Consider the following 16,704-nt stretch of genomic DNA (forward strand, 5'->3'; position numbering starts at 1 on the left):
CCCCACCCTCCTGCCCTCCCGCAGGCGCCCCCTGTGCCCCCTTCGCCACCCCAAGTCGACGGCCCGAGCAACGGAACATGGCCAACCGGTGAAAACCGGACACGAACCGCTCCCGGCGGAAAGGAAGTTGTCGTAGGGTCACCTGGGTCGTAGAGCCGAATGGCTCCACCAAGGCAACCAGTACGGCGGGTCAACCGTCACAACAGGGCGAACGGGCAAGCACAGAAGGGCGCGCGAGCGTCCACGGGGAGGGGGTCACTCCATGGCGGCGCATTTCGGCAGGAGGCTGTACAAGGGAGCGGCGACCACGGCCGTGGCCGCGGTGGCGGTCGCGGCGCTCTCCGCTTCCGAGGGTCCCGGGGCGGCCGTGGGCGACCAGGGGAGACAGCCCGCCGCCGGCGCCGCGCCCGCCCCCGTCACCACCGGCGACGACACGGCGACCGGCAACACGCACTACTTCACGGACCTCCCGCCGCTGAACAGCCCCAACCCGTCGCCCACGGCGGGTGCCCCGGCGCCCACCACACCGTCCGAGGCGGGCATACCGGCCACCGTGCTCGACGCGTACAAGAAGGCGGAGGCGGAACTGCGCACCGCCAAGCCGGGCTGCAACCTGCCCTGGCAGCTGCTCGCCGCCATCGGCAGGGTCGAGTCCGGCCACGCGAACGGCGGCCGGGTGAGCGCCGACGGCACCACGCTCACACCGATCCTCGGCCCGGTCCTCGACGGCAACGGCTTCGCGAACATCCCCGACACCGACCACGGCCTCTACGACGGCGACAGCACCCACGACCGCGCGGTCGGCCCCATGCAGTTCATCCCCTCCACCTGGAAGTGGGCGGGCCGGGACGGCAACGGCGACGGCAGGAGCGACCCCAACAACGTCTACGACGCCGCCCTCGCCACCGCCCACTACCTGTGCCGCGACAACTGGAACCTGTCCGACCACGACGACCTCAGCAGCGCGATCCTCAGCTACAACCGCTCGCAGGACTACCTGAACACCGTCCTGTCCTGGCTGGAGTACTACCGCAAGGGCACCCACTCGGTCCCCGACGGCGCCGGCACGCTGCCCTCCCACCGCAACGACGACACGGCCGGGACGTACCCCGGGCCCACGACAACGCCGCCGGCCGTCCCCGCGCCCGGCGGCTCGCACAAGCCCACCACGCCGGGCACGCCGGGCACGCCCGGTGGCAGCCCGTCGCCCACGCCGCCCGCCAAGCCGAAGCCGCCGGCCAAGCCGACCCCGCCGCCCACCACGCCTCCCACGCCCACCGACACCGTGGACCACCTGAAGGCCGCGGGCGCGGACAAGCTCACCGCGATGGCCGGCAAGGCGTTCACGCAGAAGGTCGGCGCCCGTGCCGAGACCAAGGCCGGCAAGGCGGTCGCCAAGGTCAGGGTCCGGTTCACCATCCTCGGGGACACCGACGCCACCTTCACCGGCGGCGAGAAGGTCGCCACCCTCGTCACCGACGCCTCGGGCACGGCCGTCGCGCCGGTGCTCCGGGCGGGCGAGAAGACGGGCGACTTCACCGTACGGGCCGTGGTCGTCGGCCGTGCCGTCGCCGGTGTCGACTCCGCGGCCACCGTCACCGCGCGCGCCGCCGACACCCTCACCCGCACCGGCGACACTCCGCTGACCTGCACCCCGGGCGGCGAGTTCACCGATCAGGTCGAGGTGAAGGCCAGCTACAAGGGCGCCGTCGCGGACCAGGTCGCCGCCACCGCCACCCTGGTCAAGTCCGCCACCGACCCGGCGGAGAACGACAAGGGCCCCTACTTCAAGGACGCCGACGGCAAGCCCGTACGCACCCTGAAGGACCTGCGGACCGACGACAAGGGCATGCTCGTGCTGCCGAAGCTGTACGCGGACGACACCACCGGGACCTTCCTGCTGCGCGTCACCACCACCGGCGGCGCGACGCTGACCGTGGAGCTGACGGTCGCTGCGGCCACCGGCGCCCCGTCCGAGCCGTCCTCGCCCACCCCCTCCGCGTCCTCCTAGCCCCTGGCCGCAGCCCCTGGCCCGCCCGACCGCCCGGCCCGGGCGCCGGCCGCAGCGCACCCGCGGTCCGGTCAGCGCCTGAGCCGGGCGTTGGTGTGCCGGGTCGGCTCCGCGGTCGCCGGGTCCTGCGGCCACGGGTGCTTGGGATAGCGGCCGCGCAGCTCCGCGCGTACGCCCGTGTAGCCGTCGCGCCAGAAGGACGCCAGGTCGGCGGTGACCGCCACCGGCCGCCCGGCGGGGGAGAGCAGGTGCACGAGGACCGGCACCCCGGCCAGCACCGGCGAGGCGTCCAGCCCGAACATCTCCTGGAGTTTCACCGCCAGCACGGGCCGCTCGGGGTCCGTGTAGTCGACCCGGACCGCGGACCCGCTGGGCACGGTGATGCGCTCCGGGGCCAGCTCGTCCAGCCGGGCGGCCTCGCCGCCGGCCCACGGCAGCAGCCTGGACAGCCCCTGCCCGGCGTCGATCCGCGCCAGGTCCGCGCGTCTGCGGGCGCGGCCCAGCTCCGGCTCCAGCCACTGCGCCACGCGCGCGTGCAGGGCGTCGTCGGAGACGTCGGGCCAGGGCTCCCCGAGTCGCCGGTGCACGAAGGCGAGCCGCTGCCGCAGCACACTGGCCACTGCCGACCACCGCAGCAGCCCGAACCCCTCCTGCCGCAGCCCCTCCAGGAGTGCCCCGCGGACCAGCGACGGATCGGGCCCGGTGAGCGGACGTACCTTCAGCTCCACCGCGCCCAGCCGCTCGACCCGCCGGGCGACGACGTCCCCGTCGGCCCAGCGGACCTCCTCCCGCTCCTCGTACAGGGCACCGGCCGCGCGCCGGGCGACGTCCTCGTCGATCGCCGCGGCGAGCCGCACGCGCGCGTGCCCCCGGCCCAGCGGCCGGTCGGCCACCGCGACGGCCAGCCACGGCGCCCCGCGCAGCGCGGACCCCTCGGCGAGTTCGGCCCGCGTACCGGACACCATGAGATACGACCCACCGTCGAGCCGCGCAACCCGCTCCGGAAACGCCAACGCGGCCACCACCCCGACAACACCACCGTCCCCGCCCCCGGCCCCCCGACCGGCCCCCGCGCCCGCCCCGGCTCCGAGCCCGCCTGGGGACCCCACCCCGGCCCCGCGCCCGGCACCCGAGCCCGCTCCCACGCCGGGCCTGCGCCCGGCACGAGAGGCCGCCGCCCCGGCACTTGCGTCGGCTCCGCGCCCGCCTGGGGACCCCACCCCGGCTCCGCGCCCGGCACCCGAGCCCGCTCCCACGCCGGGCCTGCGCCCGGCACGAGAGGCCGCCGCCCCGGCACCTGCGTCGGCCCCGGGGCCGCCCGGAGACTCTGTCCCTGCTCCGCGCCCGGCACCCGAGCCCGCCCCCACGCCGGGCCTGCGCCCGGCACGAGAGGCCGCCGCCCCGGCACCTGCGTCGGCCCCGGGGCCGCCCGGAGACCCTGCCCCGGCTCCGCGCCCGGCACCCGAGCCCGCCCCGGCGTGGAAGTCCACCCCGGTGCCTGCGTCGGCCCCGCGCCCGCCTGGAGGCTCCGCCCCAGCCCTGCACTCGGCCCCCGGGCCCACTCCGGCCCCGGGCTCGCGCCCGGCACCAGGGCTCATTCCGGTGACCGCGTCCGGCCCGTGTCCGCCAGAAGTCTCGGCCCCAGCCCCAGCCCCAGCCCCAGCCCCGGACCCGCGCCCGCCGCCCGCGCTGGACCGGGCATCGGCCCCGCTCACGGCCCCCGCGCCAGACAGCGCGGCGAAGTCCCCGGCGGCCGCGGGGGCCACCTGCGTCACCGCGGCCCGCAGGCGCCGCACCTCCGCGCGCCACCGCCCGGCATAGGCGTCACCCCCGCGCCGCGCACCTTGTACGGCGGTGGCGAGATCGTCGCCGTACTCCCGCGGCGCCTCCTCGCTGAGCAGCGCGACCACCTCCGCGGCCGCACCCGCCCGTCCTGCCCGACCGGCGCCGTCCCCACCGGCCCCGCTGTCCCCACCGGCCCCGCCGCCCTTGCCGTCCGCACCGTCCGCGTCGAGCAGCGCCCGTCCCAGCCGCGGATGCACCCCCAGTCGCGCCAGCCGCCGCCCGCGCTCCGTGGCCCGTCCGGCGCGGTCCACCGCTCCCACGGCGGTCAGGACCGCCCGGGCCGCCGCCATGGCCCCGGCCGGCGGCGGGTCGAGCAACGCCAGGCCCGAGGCGTCCGGATCGCCCCAGCAGGCCGCCTGGAGGGCGAACGCCGTCAGGTCGGCCACCTTGATCTCCGGCGCGGGGAAACGCGGCAGCCGCCCGTCCTCGGCCTCCGCCCAGCACCGGTACACCGCCCCCGGCCCCTCACGCCCCGCGCGGCCCGCCCGCTGCCGTCCGGCCGCCTGCGAGGCGCGGACCGTGGCCAGCGCGCTCAGCCCGCGCGCGTGGTCCACGCGCGGCTCCCGCGCGAGCCCCGCGTCGACGACCACCCGGACCCCGGGAACCGTCAGCGACGACTCGGCCACCGACGTCGCCAGCACCACCCGGCGCCGCCGCCCCGGCGCCAGCACCGCGTCCTGCACGGCCGCCGGAGCCCGCCCGTGCACCTGGAGCACCTCCACGTCACCGAGATCCCCGAGCCCGCCCGCGACCCGCCCGATCTCGCCCACGCCCGGCAGGAAGCACAGCACGTCCCCCGCCCGCTCGGCGAGCGCCCGCCGCACCACCGACCCCACGTGGGCGAGCAGCGCGGGATCGACCCGCATGCCGTGCGGCGGCCGCACCGGGCGCGCGGGCGGCGCCCACACCACCTCCACCGGGTACGAGACGCCCTCCGCCTCGACCACCGGCGCCCCGCCCAGCAGCCGCGCCCAGCCCCGCGCGTCCGTCGTCGCCGACGCGGCCACGATCCGCAGCTCCGGCCGCAGCGTCTCCCGTACGTCCCACAGGAACGCGGCCGCCGTGTCCGCGTCCAGATGCCGCTCGTGGCACTCGTCGAGCACCACCACGTCGACGCCGGACAGCTCCGGGTCGCGCTGGAGGCGCTGGAGCAGCACACCGGTCGTGACGACCTCCACGCGCGTGTGCGGCCCGACGACCCGCTCCCCGCGGACGGTGTGGCCGACGCTCTGCCCGGGCCGCTCGCCCAGCAGCCACGCCATCCGCCGGGCCGCCGCGCGCGCCGCGATCCGCCGCGGCTCGGCCACCACCACCCGCCGGGCGGGCCCCTCGCCGGCCAGCCCGGCCAGGACGAGCGGCACCAGCGTCGTCTTGCCGGTGCCGGGCGGCGCCACCAGGACGGCGGTCCCGTGCGCGTCGAGGGCGGCGTTCAGGTCGGGCAGGGCACCGCGCACGGGCAGCGCGTCCAGGGCGTCGTAACGGATCACGCCCTCCAGTGTCGTACGGATGCCGAAGCGCCCTCCACGCGCGCGTGGAGGGCGCTTCGGCATCCGATGACCGGGTCCGGTGCGGGTCGGCGCGACCCGCCGCGGTCCGTACCGTCCCTCCGGCCGGCCCAGCTGAGTTCTGCTCCGGTCCGGCGGTCCGGCCCCCCTCAGTCCCGCTTCAGTCCCGCTCGCAGACGAAGATCGCCGTCCCCGGGATCAGGTGCCCGCGCAGCGGCGACCAGCCGCCCCACTCGGAGGTGTTCCAGTCGGGCCACTCCGGCTCGACCAGGTCCACCAGGCGGAAACCCGAGGTCACCACGTCGCGGACCCGGTCCCCGAGGGTGCGGTGGTGCTCGACGTAGACGGCCTCGCCGTCGTCGTCCTGCTCCACGTACGGCGTGCGGTCGAAGTAGGACGCGGACACCGACAGCCCCTGCGGGCCGGGCTCGTCCGGGAAGGACCACCGGAGGGGATGCGTCACCGAGAAGACGAACCGCCCGCCCGGCCGCAGCACCCGCCGCACCTCCCGCAGCACCAGCCGCGGGTCCGCGACGAAGGGCAGCGCCCCGTACGCCGAGCAGGCCAGGTCGAAGGAGCCGTCCGCGAAGGGCAGCGCCGCCGCGTCCGCGCACACCAGGGGGAAGGGCCCGCCGATGCGCAGCGCGTGCTGCAGCTGGCGGTGGGACAGGTCCAGGGCCACCGGCCGGGCGCCCTGCGCGGCCAGCCAGCGCGCGCACTGGGCCGCGCCGGCGCCGATCTCCAGGACGTCCCTGTCCTTCAGCTCCTCCGGCGGGCCGAGCAGCTCCGCCTCCACCTCGTCCAGGCCCTCGGGGCACCACACGAAGCGGTCGTCACCGAGGAACGTGCCGTGCTCGGTCTGGTACTCGTCCGCGTTCCGGTCCCACCAGCCCCGGTTGGCCCGGGCGCTCTCCGCGACACCGGCCGCGCGGCGGGTGGCCTCCGGTTCGGACAGTTCGGGCTCTTGGATGATCGGCTCCCTCGTACTAGTCTGCGGGCTCTTCCGTACGGCTCCATACGGCCCGCCTCGGTGGTGCGCCGCCGTACGAAAGGGGCGTCCTGGTGCCGGCATGGCCTCGGGAGACACGTTCTGTGCCGGGTATGCGGTGATCCGCCCCGGGTGTGCGGCTTCGCGCATTGACCCTGCCCGGCTGCCCCCGTATGCTACAAGTTGCGCTGCGGGCCTGCGCACCTCAGACGTAGCAGGCTGCGCTCGCATCTGTTGTATGTCCCCTCGGTTGTCGAGGCGCCACAGTGTTTCTGGGTGGCGCTTCCTTGGCTGTCCGGCTTCTGCAGAGCGAAACGGGCTCCCGGCGTAAGCAGTACCTACGACTCAATGTCCGTACCGGAGCCCTTTCCCACATGACGAGCAGCACCGAGACCACCGCCACCACCCCGCAGGTTGCGGTCAACGACATCGGTAACGAGGAAGCTTTCCTCGCCGCGATCGACGAGACGATCAAGTACTTCAACGACGGCGACATCGTCGACGGCGTCATCGTGAAGGTCGACCGGGACGAGGTCCTGCTCGACATCGGTTACAAGACCGAAGGTGTCATCCCGAGCCGCGAGCTCTCGATCAAGCACGACGTCGACCCGAACGAGGTCGTCGCCGTCGGTGACGAGATCGAGGCCCTGGTCCTCCAGAAGGAGGACAAGGAAGGCCGCCTGATCCTCTCGAAGAAGCGCGCCCAGTACGAGCGTGCCTGGGGCACCATCGAGAAGATCAAGGAAGAGGACGGCATCGTCACCGGTACCGTCATCGAGGTCGTCAAGGGTGGTCTCATCCTCGACATCGGCCTCCGCGGCTTCCTCCCGGCCTCCCTGGTCGAGATGCGCCGCGTCCGCGACCTCCAGCCCTACGTGGGCAAGGAGCTCGAGGCCAAGATCATCGAGCTGGACAAGAACCGCAACAACGTGGTCCTGTCCCGCCGTGCCTGGCTGGAGCAGACCCAGTCCGAGGTGCGCCAGACGTTCCTCACCACCCTCCAGAAGGGTCAGGTCCGCTCCGGCGTCGTCTCCTCGATCGTCAACTTCGGTGCCTTCGTGGACCTGGGTGGCGTCGACGGTCTGGTCCACGTCTCCGAGCTGTCCTGGAAGCACATCGACCACCCGTCCGAGGTTGTCGAGGTCGGCCAGGAAGTCACCGTCGAGGTCCTCGACGTGGACATGGACCGCGAGCGTGTCTCCCTGTCGCTGAAGGCGACCCAGGAAGACCCGTGGCAGCAGTTCGCCCGCACCCACCAGATCGGCCAGGTCGTGCCCGGCAAGGTCACGAAGCTGGTGCCGTTCGGTGCGTTCGTCCGCGTGGACGAGGGCATCGAGGGTCTGGTCCACATCTCCGAGCTGGCCGAGCGCCACGTGGAGATCCCGGAGCAGGTCGTCCAGGTCAACGACGAGATCTTCGTCAAGGTCATCGACATCGACCTTGAGCGCCGCCGCATCAGCCTCTCGCTGAAGCAGGCCAACGAGTCCTTCGGTGCCGACCCGTCGGCGGTCGAGTTCGACCCGACCCTGTACGGCATGGCCGCGTCCTACGACGACCAGGGCAACTACATCTACCCCGAGGGCTTCGACCCCGAGACCAACGACTGGCTCGAGGGCTACGAGACCCAGCGGGAGGCGTGGGAGCACCAGTACGCCGAGGCGCAGTCCCGCTTCGAGCAGCACCAGGCGCAGGTCATCAAGTCCCGCGAGGCGGACGAGAAGGCCGCTGCCGAGGGTGGCGACACCGCGGGTGCGGCTCCGGCCGCGTCCGGTGGCGGTTCGTACTCCTCCGAGGGTGGCGACACCTCCGGCGCCCTGGCGTCGGACGAGGCGCTGGCCGCGCTGCGCGAGAAGCTGGCCGGCGGCCAGAGCTGACCGCTCAGCTGACCGCGTGACGGCCGGCCGCTGAGCCGAGCCGATGGTCCCCGAGGGCCCGTACCTTCCGAGGTACGGGCCCTCGGGCATGCCCGCCGTCACCCGGCAGGATGACTTCACCGCTTCCACCGTCCGGGGGGAATGCCCACGTCCCGCGCCTGGTTGTGAACGTACGAACACGAGGAGGGGCGGTCACAGTGCTTGATCCGCAGGGTTTGTACGCATGGGAGCCGAAGGGGCTGGCGGTCGTCGACATGGCGCTCGCCCAGGAGTCGGCCGGACTCGTCATGCTCTACCACTTCGACGGATACATCGACGCGGGGGAAGCCGGCGACCAGATCGTCGAGCGCCTGCTGGACTCGCTGCCCCACCAGGTCGTGGCGCGCTTCGACCACGACCGGCTGGTGGACTACCGCGCCCGCCGCCCGCTGCTCACCTTCCAGCGCGACCGCTGGACCGCCTACGAGGAGCCCACCCTGGAGGTCCGCCTCGTCCAGGACACCACGGGCGCGCCCTTCCTGCTGCTGTCCGGCCCCGAACCGGACGTGGAGTGGGAGCGTTTCGCGGCGGCGGTCCAGCAGATCGTGGAGCGCCTCGGCGTCCGCCTCGCGGTGAACTTCCACGGCATCCCCATGGGCGTCCCGCACACCCGCCCGGTCGGCCTGACCCCGCACGGCAACCGCAGCGACCTCGTCCCGGGCCACCGCAGCCCCTTCGAGGAGGCGCAGGTGCCCGGCAGCGCCGAGGCCCTGGTGGAGTACCGCCTGATGGAGGCCGGGCACGACGTCCTCGGCGTCGCCGCGCACGTACCGCACTACATCGCCCGCTCCGCCTACCCGGACGCCGCCCTGACCGCCCTGGAGGCCATCACGGCCGCCACCGGCCTGGTGCTGCCCGGCGTCGCCCACGCCCTGCGCACCGAGGCGCACCGCACCCAGACGGAGATCGACCGGCAGATCCGGGAGGGCGACGAGGAACTCACCGCCCTCGTCCAGGGCCTGGAGCACCAGTACGACGCCGCCGCGGGCGCGGAGACCCGGGGCAACATGCTCGCCGAACCCGTCGAGATCCCCTCCGCGGACGAGATCGGCCGCGAGTTCGAGAAGTTCCTCGCCGAACGGGAGGGCGACAACTGACGCCCGCCGTCCGCGCCGCCACCGCCAGGCCCTAAGCTGCCGCTCATGCTGAAGGTGGGCCTGACCGGGGGCATCGGAGCCGGTAAGAGCGAGGTGTCGCGGCTGCTCGTCGCGTGCGGGGCCGTGCTGATCGACGCCGACCGCATCGCACGCGAGGTCGTCGCGCCGGGCACGCCCGGCCTCGCCGCTGTCGTCGACGCGTTCGGGCAGGAGATCCTCACCGAGGACGGCGGCCTGGACCGTCCCCGGCTGGGCTCGATCGTCTTCGCCGACCCGGACCGGCTCGCCGTCCTGAACGCGATCGTGCACCCCCTGGTGGGCGCCCGCTCCCGCGCACTGGAGGAGGCCGCCGCCGAGGACGCCGTCGTCGTCCACGACGTCCCGCTCCTCACGGAGAACGGCCTGGCCCCGCTCTACGACCTCGTGATCGTCGTGGACGCGAGCCCCGGCACCCAGCTCGACCGGCTCGTACGGCTGCGCGGCATGACCGAGGAAGACGCCCGCGCGCGCATGGCCGCCCAGGCCACGCGCGAGCAGCGGCTGGAGATCGCCGACATCGTCATCGACAACGACGTACCGCTGGACCGGCTCGGCCGGCGGGTGCGGGAGGTCTGGGACGACCTCGTGCGCAGGGCGCACGCGCCGCGCACCGGCGCCCGCGGATAGCCGCGCGCGCCGCCGCGCAGGCGGTGCGGAGGCAGGGCCGAGGCGGTGCGGAGACAGGGCACAGGCGGTGCGGAGGCGGCGCGCAGGTGGTGCGGACAGGAAGGGCGCGGGCAGGAATACGGCTGCCCGGCCGGGGCGTTGAACCCTCCCAGCAAGGGAAGGACTCTGCCGTGCCCGACACCAGCGGTTCCACCGGACGCACTCCGGAGACGCATGTCATCGACTTCCGCGCCGCCGAGCAGCTGCTCGCCGCGCGGGACCCGCGGGGCGCGGTGAAGCTGCTCGACACAGTCATCGCCGGGCACCCAGAGAACACGGCCGCCCGGCTGCTGCGCGCGCGTGCCTTCTTCGCGGCCGCGCAACTGAGACCGGCCGAGCTGGAGTTCACCATCGTCCTGGAGCGCGAACCGGACAACGCGTACGCGCACTTCGCGCTCGCCCGCACCTACGAGCGGCAGGGCCGCCCCGACCAGGCCAGACGTCACTTCCGGCTGGCGGCGGCGCTCGACCCGAACCCGGAGTACCTCCAGCGGGCCAGATTCGACAGCTGAGGCGCGCCCTTCTCCGTCCGCATCCGTCACCCGCCACCGCGCTCCACGCGGCGCGTGTTCCTGCGCGCACGCTCCGGCGCGCGACCGGGGCGGCGGGGGACGAGGGGCCGGGGGCGGCTATCGGTTTCGGCCGTCGGGCGGTCGTCGGCCCCGGTGTTCCTCGGGCGGCTGGTGCGGAGGGCCGTCCGATTGTCGGTACGGAGGGACGTCCGCCGGCCGGTACGGCGGGACATCCGGCCCCGGCTGGTAGTGCGGGCCCTGGCGCAGGTGCCGGACGACGAACGTGAAGTCGACGGCGATCACCAGCCACAGCACCCCGCAGGCCACCGCCCAGCCGGTCCGCCCGACCAGCGCGAACACCGCCGTGCCGAACAGCGCCCAGACCAGCCCCCACAGGCACAGCCAGAACCGCGCCCGCAGAGCACTGCGCGCGGTCGTCGGCTCACTACCCGTACGCATCGCCGGTCACCACTCCTTCTCTCAACGTACTCTTCGGCGAGCACGTTCTCCACAGGCGCTCACTCGCACCGCCGGTGCCACGGCCGTACAGGGACGAAGTCGCCGCTGTGGACCACCTCGACCGCCGTGCCTCACTCGGACGGGTGAACCTGTTCGGGGCGGGAACGGGCGTGCGGACGCGGGGCGTTGTCGGGTCATGGAACTGAACATGCGTGAGGGCTATCAAGGAACAGGACCGGGCGCGATCACCCCGGACGGCTGCGCCGTCGAGCTGTACACACGGCTGCCCGTAGGGACCGAGCCGGACGTCATCGCGGCGGCCGTGCCCGCGGGTGCGCACATCCTGGAACTCGGCTGCGGCGTGGGCCGCGTCACCCACCCGCTGCTGGAGCGCGGCTTCACCGTCACGGCGGTGGACGAGTCCCCGCAGATGCTGGAGCGGGTGCGCGGCGCGCGGACCATACGCAGCCCCATCGAGGACCTGGACCTGGGGGAGACCTTCGATGTGGTCATGCTCGCCTCGTTCCTGGTCCACGCGGGTGACCCGGAGACACGGCGCGCACTGCTGCGCACCTGCGCCCGGCATGTCGCGGCCGGCGGCTGCGTGCTCATCCAGCGGGAGGGCGCGGACTACCACAGCGATCTGCCGCGCGAGCGAGTGGACCCGTCCGGTTTCACGGTGCGGATCGTGTCCGCCGAGCCGGTCGGGGACGGCGCCAACTCGGTGCACGCGGAGTACGAGTTCTCGGACGCCACATGGACGCAGACGTTCCTGTCCCGCCCGCTGAGCACAGAGCAGTTCGAGGAGGCGTTGAAGGAGGAGGGGCTGCGGGTCGACCGGTATCTGACGCAGGACGGGATCTGGGTACGGGCGGTGCGCGAGGACGCCTGAGCCACGGACCACCGGACGCCGCGTTCGAGGACCGGCGGAACCGGACCGGTCGGAACCGCCAGGGGAGAGGGGGCGGTCGGACCAGAGGGGAGGGGCGGTCAGAAGGGTGCGTGGTCAGAAAGGAGTGCGCGGTCAGAGGGAACCCGACCGGACGGCCCGTCAGTCGTCCCGGGGCCGGCCGGCGGGGCCGCTCGGACCGTCCAGGCCGCCCAGGTCCCGCAGCCGCTCCAGCTCGCGGCGGTCCCGCTTGGTCGGGCGGCCGGCACCCCGGTCGCGGACCCCGATCGGGGCCACGGCCTCGCGGGGCGGGGGAGGCGGCGAGTTGTCGATGTAGCACTGCGCGGCGACGGGCGCGCCGACCCGCTTGCGGATCAGCCGGGTGACCACGACGATCCGCTCCCGGCCCTCACCCCGCAGCCGCACCTCGTCACCGACGCGCACGGCATGGGCGGGCTTGACCCGCTCGCCGTTCACCCGGACATGCCCGCCCCGGCAGGCGGTGGCGCCCACGGAACGGGTCTTGACCAGGCGGACGGCCCAGATCCAGCTGTCGATCCGCACAGTCTCACCCGGGCCGGGACCGGCCGCCTCAGCGGCGGCGACAGCCGCGGCGATCTTGGGGTCCACGGCGGCGGATGTCTGCGGCACCTCCGCGTCCCCTCCGCTCCTGTCCTGGTCGCGGTCCATGTCGTCTCCGGAAGCCATGGCTTCGACCCTAGTCTCTTCGTCCTCGTACATCGGGGGAATTTACGGTGGAGCCATGGACACCAGCAGTCTCGCCGCGCTCGACCGACGGATCACCGAATGCCGGGCCTGTCCGCGCCTGGTGGACTGGCGCGAGGAGGTGGCCCGCACCAAACGGGCCGCGTTCGCCGACTGGACGTACTGGGGCCGGCCCGTACCGGGCTTCGGGCCGTCCGACGCCGGTGTGCTCATCGTCGGCCTCGCCCCCGCCGCGCACGGCGCCAACCGCACCGGCCGCATGTTCACCGGCGACCGCTCCGGGGACGTGCTCTACCAGGCGCTCTACGAGGTGGGCCTCGCCAGCCGCCCCACCGCCGTCACCGCCGACGACGGCCTGGAACTGTACGGGGTGCGGGTCACCTCGCCCGTGCACTGCGCCCCGCCCGCCAACAAGCCGACGCCCGGCGAGCGCGACACCTGCCGGCCCTGGCTGGTCCAGGAGCTGAGGCTGCTGCGGCCCACCCTGCGCGCGGTGATCGTCCTCGGGGCGTTCGGCTGGCAGGCCGCGCTGCCGGCGTTCACCGACGCCGGATGGACCGTTCCCCGGCCCCGCCCCGCGTTCGCCCACGGCACCCGGGTGCCGCTCGACGGCCTCGACGTCTTCGGCTGCTACCACGTCAGCCAGCGCAACACCTTCACCGGCCGGCTCACCCCGGACATGCTCCGCGACGTCCTGCGCACCGCGGCGGACGCGGCGGGACTGCCGACCCGGCCACCGGCCCGCCCGCAGGACGAGCACCGCGCGAAATGACACGACACGGCCCTACCGCCGCGACTACGGTGCCCCCATGGGCGTGTATCCGGAGACCGAACCGTACGACCACGGCATGCTCGACGTCGGTGACGGCAACCACGTGTACTGGGAGACCTGCGGCAACCCGGACGGCAAGCCGGCCCTGATGCTGCACGGCGGCCCCGGCTCCGGCTGCACCCCCCACCACCGCCGCTACTGCGACCCCGCCCGCTACCGGATCGTGGTGCTCGACCAGCGCGGCTGCGGCCGTTCCACCCCGCACGCGAGCGCGTACGACACCGACATGAGCGTCAACACGACCCAGCGCGTCATGGCCGACCTGGAACTGCTCCGCCACCACCTGGGCATCGAACGGTGGCTGGTCTGGGGCCTCTCCTGGGGATCGGCGCTGGCCCTGCGGTACGCGCAGACCCACCCCGGGGTCGTCTCCGAACTCGTCCTCGCCGCAGTCGCCACCGGCTCCGACCCCGAGGTGGCCCTCCTCACCCACGGCCTGGGCAAGATCTTCCCCGAGGCGTTCGAACGGTTCCTCGCCGAACTCCCCGAGGACGAACGCGCCGGAAACCTGGCGGCCGCCTGCAACCGGCTCATCGAGTCCCCCGACCCGGCCGTGCGAACGCGGGCGGCCCGCGCCTGGACCGACTGGGAGACCGCGATCATCCCCGCACCGCCGCGCTCGGTCGGACGCTACGAGGACCCGGCGTTCCGCATGGGCTTCGCCCGCACCGTCACCCACTACTTCGGCAACGACCACTTCCTCGGCGCGGGCAACGACGAGGGCGTGGTGCTGCGCGACGCGCACCTGCTGGCGGGCATCCCGGGCACGCTCGTGCAGGGCAGCCTGGACCTCGGCAACCTCCTCGGCACCGTCTGGCGCCTGCACCACGCGTGGCCGGGCAGCGAACTGGTCGTCGTGGACCAGGCCGGGCACGGCGCGGGCCACCCGGGCGTGGCGGACGCCCTGGTGGCGGCGACGGACGCGTACGCCCGCGCCCGCCGCTGAGGCAGGCCTCACGGTCGGGGCGGGCGCACCGGCCTCACGGCCGCCACACGTACCGCACGTCCGGCTCCCGTTCCTCGTTCCCGCTGCCGTCGGTGTGCTCGACGGCGACGAAACCGTGCCGCTCGTAGAACCGGTGGGCGGGCTTGTTGACCTGGAACGTCCACAGGTCCAGCCCCCGCGGGCCGCGCTCCTTGGCCAGGGCGACGAACCGGTCGCCCAGCCCCCGGCCCCGCCATCGCGGGTCGAGGTAGAGCTGGGACAGCGTGTCGTCGGCGAGCACCATGACGCCCACGATCCCGGCCCCATCGGGCTCCTCGGCCACCCAGGTCTCGTGCGAGGGCACCACCACGTCCCGGAAGTAGGCGCGCACCGCGTCGTCGGAGTGCGGCCGGACGACGGTGGGCAGCGCGGCGGCGAAGGACCGCAGCCAGACATCGGCGGCGGCCAGGGCGTCGGAGCCGTGCGCCCGCCGCAGAACCACCTCGCCCGCCGCCTCTTCCTTCTTCTTGCCCTTCTTGACTTCTTTGCCTTCCTTATCTTCCTTGCCTTCCTTGCCTTCCTTGCCTTCCTTGTCTTCCCGTTCGTCCTGCTGCCGTCCGTCCCGCACCGCGACGACGGCCGTCGCCGTGATCTCCACCAGCTGGCCGGGGTACCCGAGGCAGGCCACGCCGATCAGCGTCGACGCGTGCGGCCCCGTACCGAGCCCGGACGCCTTGACGACGTCCCACACGTCCGCCAGCACGGCGGACTCGCTGCTGACGACGTACACGTCGGTCCTGACCACCTGCGTCAGATCGCTGCCGACCGCCCGCAGTTGCTCCGTCAGATGGGCTATGCCCTGTGCCGCCTGACGGACCGCGTCCCCCGCCCCGACCAGCTCCCCCTCGGCGTCCAGCGGCACGGACCCGGCGAGGAACGCCAGCTTCGTGCCCGCCTCGACGACGCAGGCATGGGAGTACACGGGCGGTGTGCAGAGACCGGGGGCTGTGACGCGCTGGATCAACAGGGCTCCTGAGACGGTCGGGTCACGGCGGCGTACGCCGGCGCCCCGCCGATGATGCGCGCCCCCGAGCCATGGACGCATCCGGATTTCGCGGCCGGTTGAGCCGACCGCTCCACGGGCCGGGGGAGGCATTGACGGCACAGCGGGGACGGGTCGGACCGGCCGGAGGCGGCAGAGCAGCCGGAGCGGTCCTTCCTCGACGCCACCGCCGACCGCCTCGCCGCCCTCCCCGGAGTCCGCGCCGTGACCCTCGGCGGCTCCCGCGCCCAGGGCACGCACACCCCCGACAGCGAGCACGAGACGGCCGAGGCCGAGCAGGGACGGTTCCGGGTCGAGCCGCTGCTCTTCCACCTCGCCGGGATCTCCAGCTATCTGGTCGTGGCGGAACTCGCGATCAACCGGGTGCTGCGCGGCGAGCTGCCCCGCCCCGCCGCCTACCCGCCCGCCCTGCGCCGCACCGCGCCCGGACACTGGTACGGCAGGGCCACGGCGACCCTCGCCTACGCGCGGGCCGGGCACGCCCCCAAGGGGTCCCTCACACAGGTCGCCGGCGCCATCGCGCTCGCCGCGACCCAGACGGCTCACGCGGTCCTGGCCGCACGAGGGGAGTGGACCACCAACGACAAGGGACTCCTCACCCGCGCGGGCCTCCTGGAGATCGACGACGTCCTGACCGGTCTCACGACCTCCCCGGCGACCCTGGCCGACGCGGTCACCCGGACCGGCGAAATTCCCGCCCGGGCCATGGAGAGCGCCTGGAAGGACTCCTCGCACTGACCCGCAGGGGTTCACCGTAGGTACGTGAGTTGACGCGTACGGCGATCGAATCCGCCGAAAGTGTGAGGTGAGACGCACTTCAGGCAGTGATCTCGTGTCAACTGCGTCTCAGTACAGTCACCGGGCGAGACGTACGCCCCATGCTTGGCGTTTAACTCTAGTAGTACAGCACGACATGGAGGTGCCAGGGTGAACGGGCGAACAGTGCTCGAACGCTTCCCGGCCGGCGGGCCACGCGGCTCGTGGCCGGCGGAGGAGTTCGCACAGGCGCGGCGTCTGGAGGGCCTGCCCGCCGAGGTCGTGATGGACCTCGCGACGGACACGTTCCTGGTGATCGTCCGAGGCGGCGAGAGCGCCGCCGCCGTGACCGTCTGAACGGTACGCGCCGACAGTGACGTCGGCTCCCCGGGGCTCTCTGGATGACGTGAGCACGACGCCCGGCCGCGATCGGCCGGCGCGTGGGGTCTCCGGGCCGCTCCGGTGGCCTGCGTCAGCG

General features: G+C 73.8%; 15 protein-coding genes and 1 pseudogene. 10 read left to right on the forward strand and 6 right to left on the reverse strand.

Going from position 1 to position 16,704, the window contains the following annotated elements:
- Nucleotides 1–262 precede the first annotated feature (262 nt).
- Nucleotides 263–2,011, forward strand: coding sequence for a lytic transglycosylase domain-containing protein (locus ABZ858_RS02560; protein ID WP_361371467.1), 1,749 nt, complete (start codon nt 263–265; stop codon nt 2,009–2,011).
- A 71-nt stretch (nt 2,012–2,082) separates the two neighbouring features.
- Here ABZ858_RS02560 and ABZ858_RS02565 read toward each other — a convergent pair whose 3' ends face one another.
- Nucleotides 2,083–5,343 (reverse strand): ATP-dependent helicase C-terminal domain-containing protein, encoded by a 3,261-nt coding sequence (locus ABZ858_RS02565; RefSeq protein WP_361371470.1) that lies wholly within the window; start codon nt 5,341–5,343, stop codon nt 2,083–2,085.
- Between the two features lie 178 nt (nt 5,344–5,521).
- Nucleotides 5,522–6,499, reverse strand: a complete 978-nt coding sequence (locus ABZ858_RS02570) for a class I SAM-dependent methyltransferase (protein WP_361371477.1) — start codon at nt 6,497–6,499, stop codon at nt 5,522–5,524.
- A gap of 224 nt (nt 6,500–6,723) precedes the next feature.
- On the opposite strand from ABZ858_RS02570, the gene rpsA reads away from it, so the two are divergent.
- The 4 genes from rpsA to ABZ858_RS02590 all read left to right on the forward strand — a co-directional run bounded on the left by rpsA (nt 6,724) and on the right by ABZ858_RS02590 (nt 10,576).
- Entirely contained in the window at nt 6,724–8,223 is a 1,500-nt protein-coding gene (gene rpsA, locus ABZ858_RS02575; protein ID WP_361371479.1) for a 30S ribosomal protein S1, read from the forward strand.
- A 197-nt stretch (nt 8,224–8,420) separates the two neighbouring features.
- Nucleotides 8,421–9,359 carry a PAC2 family protein gene (locus ABZ858_RS02580; protein ID WP_361371482.1) on the forward strand — a complete coding sequence of 313 codons (939 nt, stop codon included), beginning with the start codon at nt 8,421–8,423 and terminating at the stop codon, nt 9,357–9,359.
- A 45-nt stretch (nt 9,360–9,404) separates the two neighbouring features.
- Nucleotides 9,405–10,025 (forward strand): dephospho-CoA kinase, encoded by a 621-nt coding sequence (gene coaE / locus ABZ858_RS02585; protein WP_361371485.1) that lies wholly within the window; start codon nt 9,405–9,407, stop codon nt 10,023–10,025.
- 170 nt (nt 10,026–10,195) lie between these two features.
- A complete protein-coding gene (locus ABZ858_RS02590; RefSeq protein WP_361371488.1) occupies nt 10,196–10,576 on the forward strand; it encodes a tetratricopeptide repeat protein in 381 nt (126 codons plus the stop codon).
- Nucleotides 10,577–10,693: 117 nt separating this feature from the next.
- Here the strand turns inward: ABZ858_RS02590 and ABZ858_RS02595 are convergent, their stop codons facing one another.
- Nucleotides 10,694–11,035, reverse strand: a complete 342-nt coding sequence (locus tag ABZ858_RS02595) for a DUF6343 family protein (RefSeq protein WP_361371491.1) — start codon at nt 11,033–11,035, stop codon at nt 10,694–10,696.
- 196 nt (nt 11,036–11,231) lie between these two features.
- Here ABZ858_RS02595 and ABZ858_RS02600 point away from each other — a divergent pair, with 196 nt between their 5' ends.
- Nucleotides 11,232–11,927, forward strand: a complete 696-nt coding sequence (locus ABZ858_RS02600; RefSeq protein WP_361371494.1) for a class I SAM-dependent methyltransferase — start codon at nt 11,232–11,234, stop codon at nt 11,925–11,927.
- 159 nt (nt 11,928–12,086) lie between these two features.
- Here ABZ858_RS02600 and ABZ858_RS02605 read toward each other — a convergent pair whose 3' ends face one another.
- Complete coding sequence (locus ABZ858_RS02605) at nt 12,087–12,632, reverse strand: RNA-binding S4 domain-containing protein (protein WP_361371497.1); 546 nt, start codon at nt 12,630–12,632, stop codon at nt 12,087–12,089.
- A 55-nt stretch (nt 12,633–12,687) separates the two neighbouring features.
- Between ABZ858_RS02605 and ABZ858_RS02610 the strand changes: the two genes are divergently transcribed.
- Both ABZ858_RS02610 and pip read left to right on the forward strand, forming a co-directional pair.
- The gene (locus ABZ858_RS02610) at nt 12,688–13,422 is read left to right on the forward strand and encodes a uracil-DNA glycosylase (RefSeq protein WP_361371500.1); all 735 of its coding nucleotides are present in this window, start codon (nt 12,688–12,690) and stop codon (nt 13,420–13,422) included.
- Nucleotides 13,423–13,459: 37 nt separating this feature from the next.
- On the forward strand, nt 13,460–14,428 hold the full coding sequence (gene pip, locus ABZ858_RS02615; RefSeq protein ID WP_361371503.1) for a prolyl aminopeptidase: 969 nt from the start codon (nt 13,460–13,462) through the stop codon (nt 14,426–14,428).
- A gap of 34 nt (nt 14,429–14,462) precedes the next feature.
- Here the strand turns inward: pip and ABZ858_RS02620 are convergent, their stop codons facing one another.
- Entirely contained in the window at nt 14,463–14,909 is a 447-nt protein-coding gene (locus tag ABZ858_RS02620; RefSeq protein WP_361371960.1) for a GNAT family N-acetyltransferase, read from the reverse strand.
- Nucleotides 14,910–15,098: 189 nt separating this feature from the next.
- Nucleotides 15,099–15,563, reverse strand: a pseudogene (locus ABZ858_RS02625) (Rid family hydrolase); the annotation flags it as partial.
- 111 nt (nt 15,564–15,674) lie between these two features.
- On the opposite strand from ABZ858_RS02625, the gene ABZ858_RS02630 reads away from it, so the two are divergent.
- A complete protein-coding gene (locus tag ABZ858_RS02630; protein WP_361371506.1) occupies nt 15,675–16,208 on the forward strand; it encodes a hypothetical protein in 534 nt (177 codons plus the stop codon).
- Between the two features lie 189 nt (nt 16,209–16,397).
- Nucleotides 16,398–16,583 (forward strand): hypothetical protein, encoded by a 186-nt coding sequence (locus ABZ858_RS02635; protein WP_361371509.1) that lies wholly within the window; start codon nt 16,398–16,400, stop codon nt 16,581–16,583.
- The last annotated feature ends 121 nt before the right edge of the window (nt 16,584–16,704 follow it).

Origin of the sequence: Streptomyces sp. NPDC047017 (genome assembly GCF_040644175.1) — a bacterium.
Classification (GTDB): domain Bacteria; phylum Actinomycetota; class Actinomycetes; order Streptomycetales; family Streptomycetaceae; genus Streptomyces.

Coding starts and splice junctions, on each gene's coding strand:
- ABZ858_RS02610 (WP_361371500.1), top strand. CDS start 12,688: ATGGACACCAGCAGTCTCGCCGCGCTCGACCGACGGATCACCGAATGC.
- ABZ858_RS02605 (WP_361371497.1), bottom strand. CDS start 12,632: ATGGCTTCCGGAGACGACATGGACCGCGACCAGGACAGGAGCGGAGGG.
- coaE (WP_361371485.1), top strand. CDS start 9,405: ATGCTGAAGGTGGGCCTGACCGGGGGCATCGGAGCCGGTAAGAGCGAG.
- pip (WP_361371503.1), top strand. CDS start 13,460: ATGGGCGTGTATCCGGAGACCGAACCGTACGACCACGGCATGCTCGAC.
- rpsA (WP_361371479.1), top strand. CDS start 6,724: ATGACGAGCAGCACCGAGACCACCGCCACCACCCCGCAGGTTGCGGTC.
- ABZ858_RS02600 (WP_361371494.1), top strand. CDS start 11,232: ATGGAACTGAACATGCGTGAGGGCTATCAAGGAACAGGACCGGGCGCG.
- ABZ858_RS02570 (WP_361371477.1), bottom strand. CDS start 6,499: ATGCGCGAAGCCGCACACCCGGGGCGGATCACCGCATACCCGGCACAG.
- ABZ858_RS02595 (WP_361371491.1), bottom strand. CDS start 11,035: ATGCGTACGGGTAGTGAGCCGACGACCGCGCGCAGTGCTCTGCGGGCG.
- ABZ858_RS02560 (WP_361371467.1), top strand. CDS start 263: ATGGCGGCGCATTTCGGCAGGAGGCTGTACAAGGGAGCGGCGACCACG.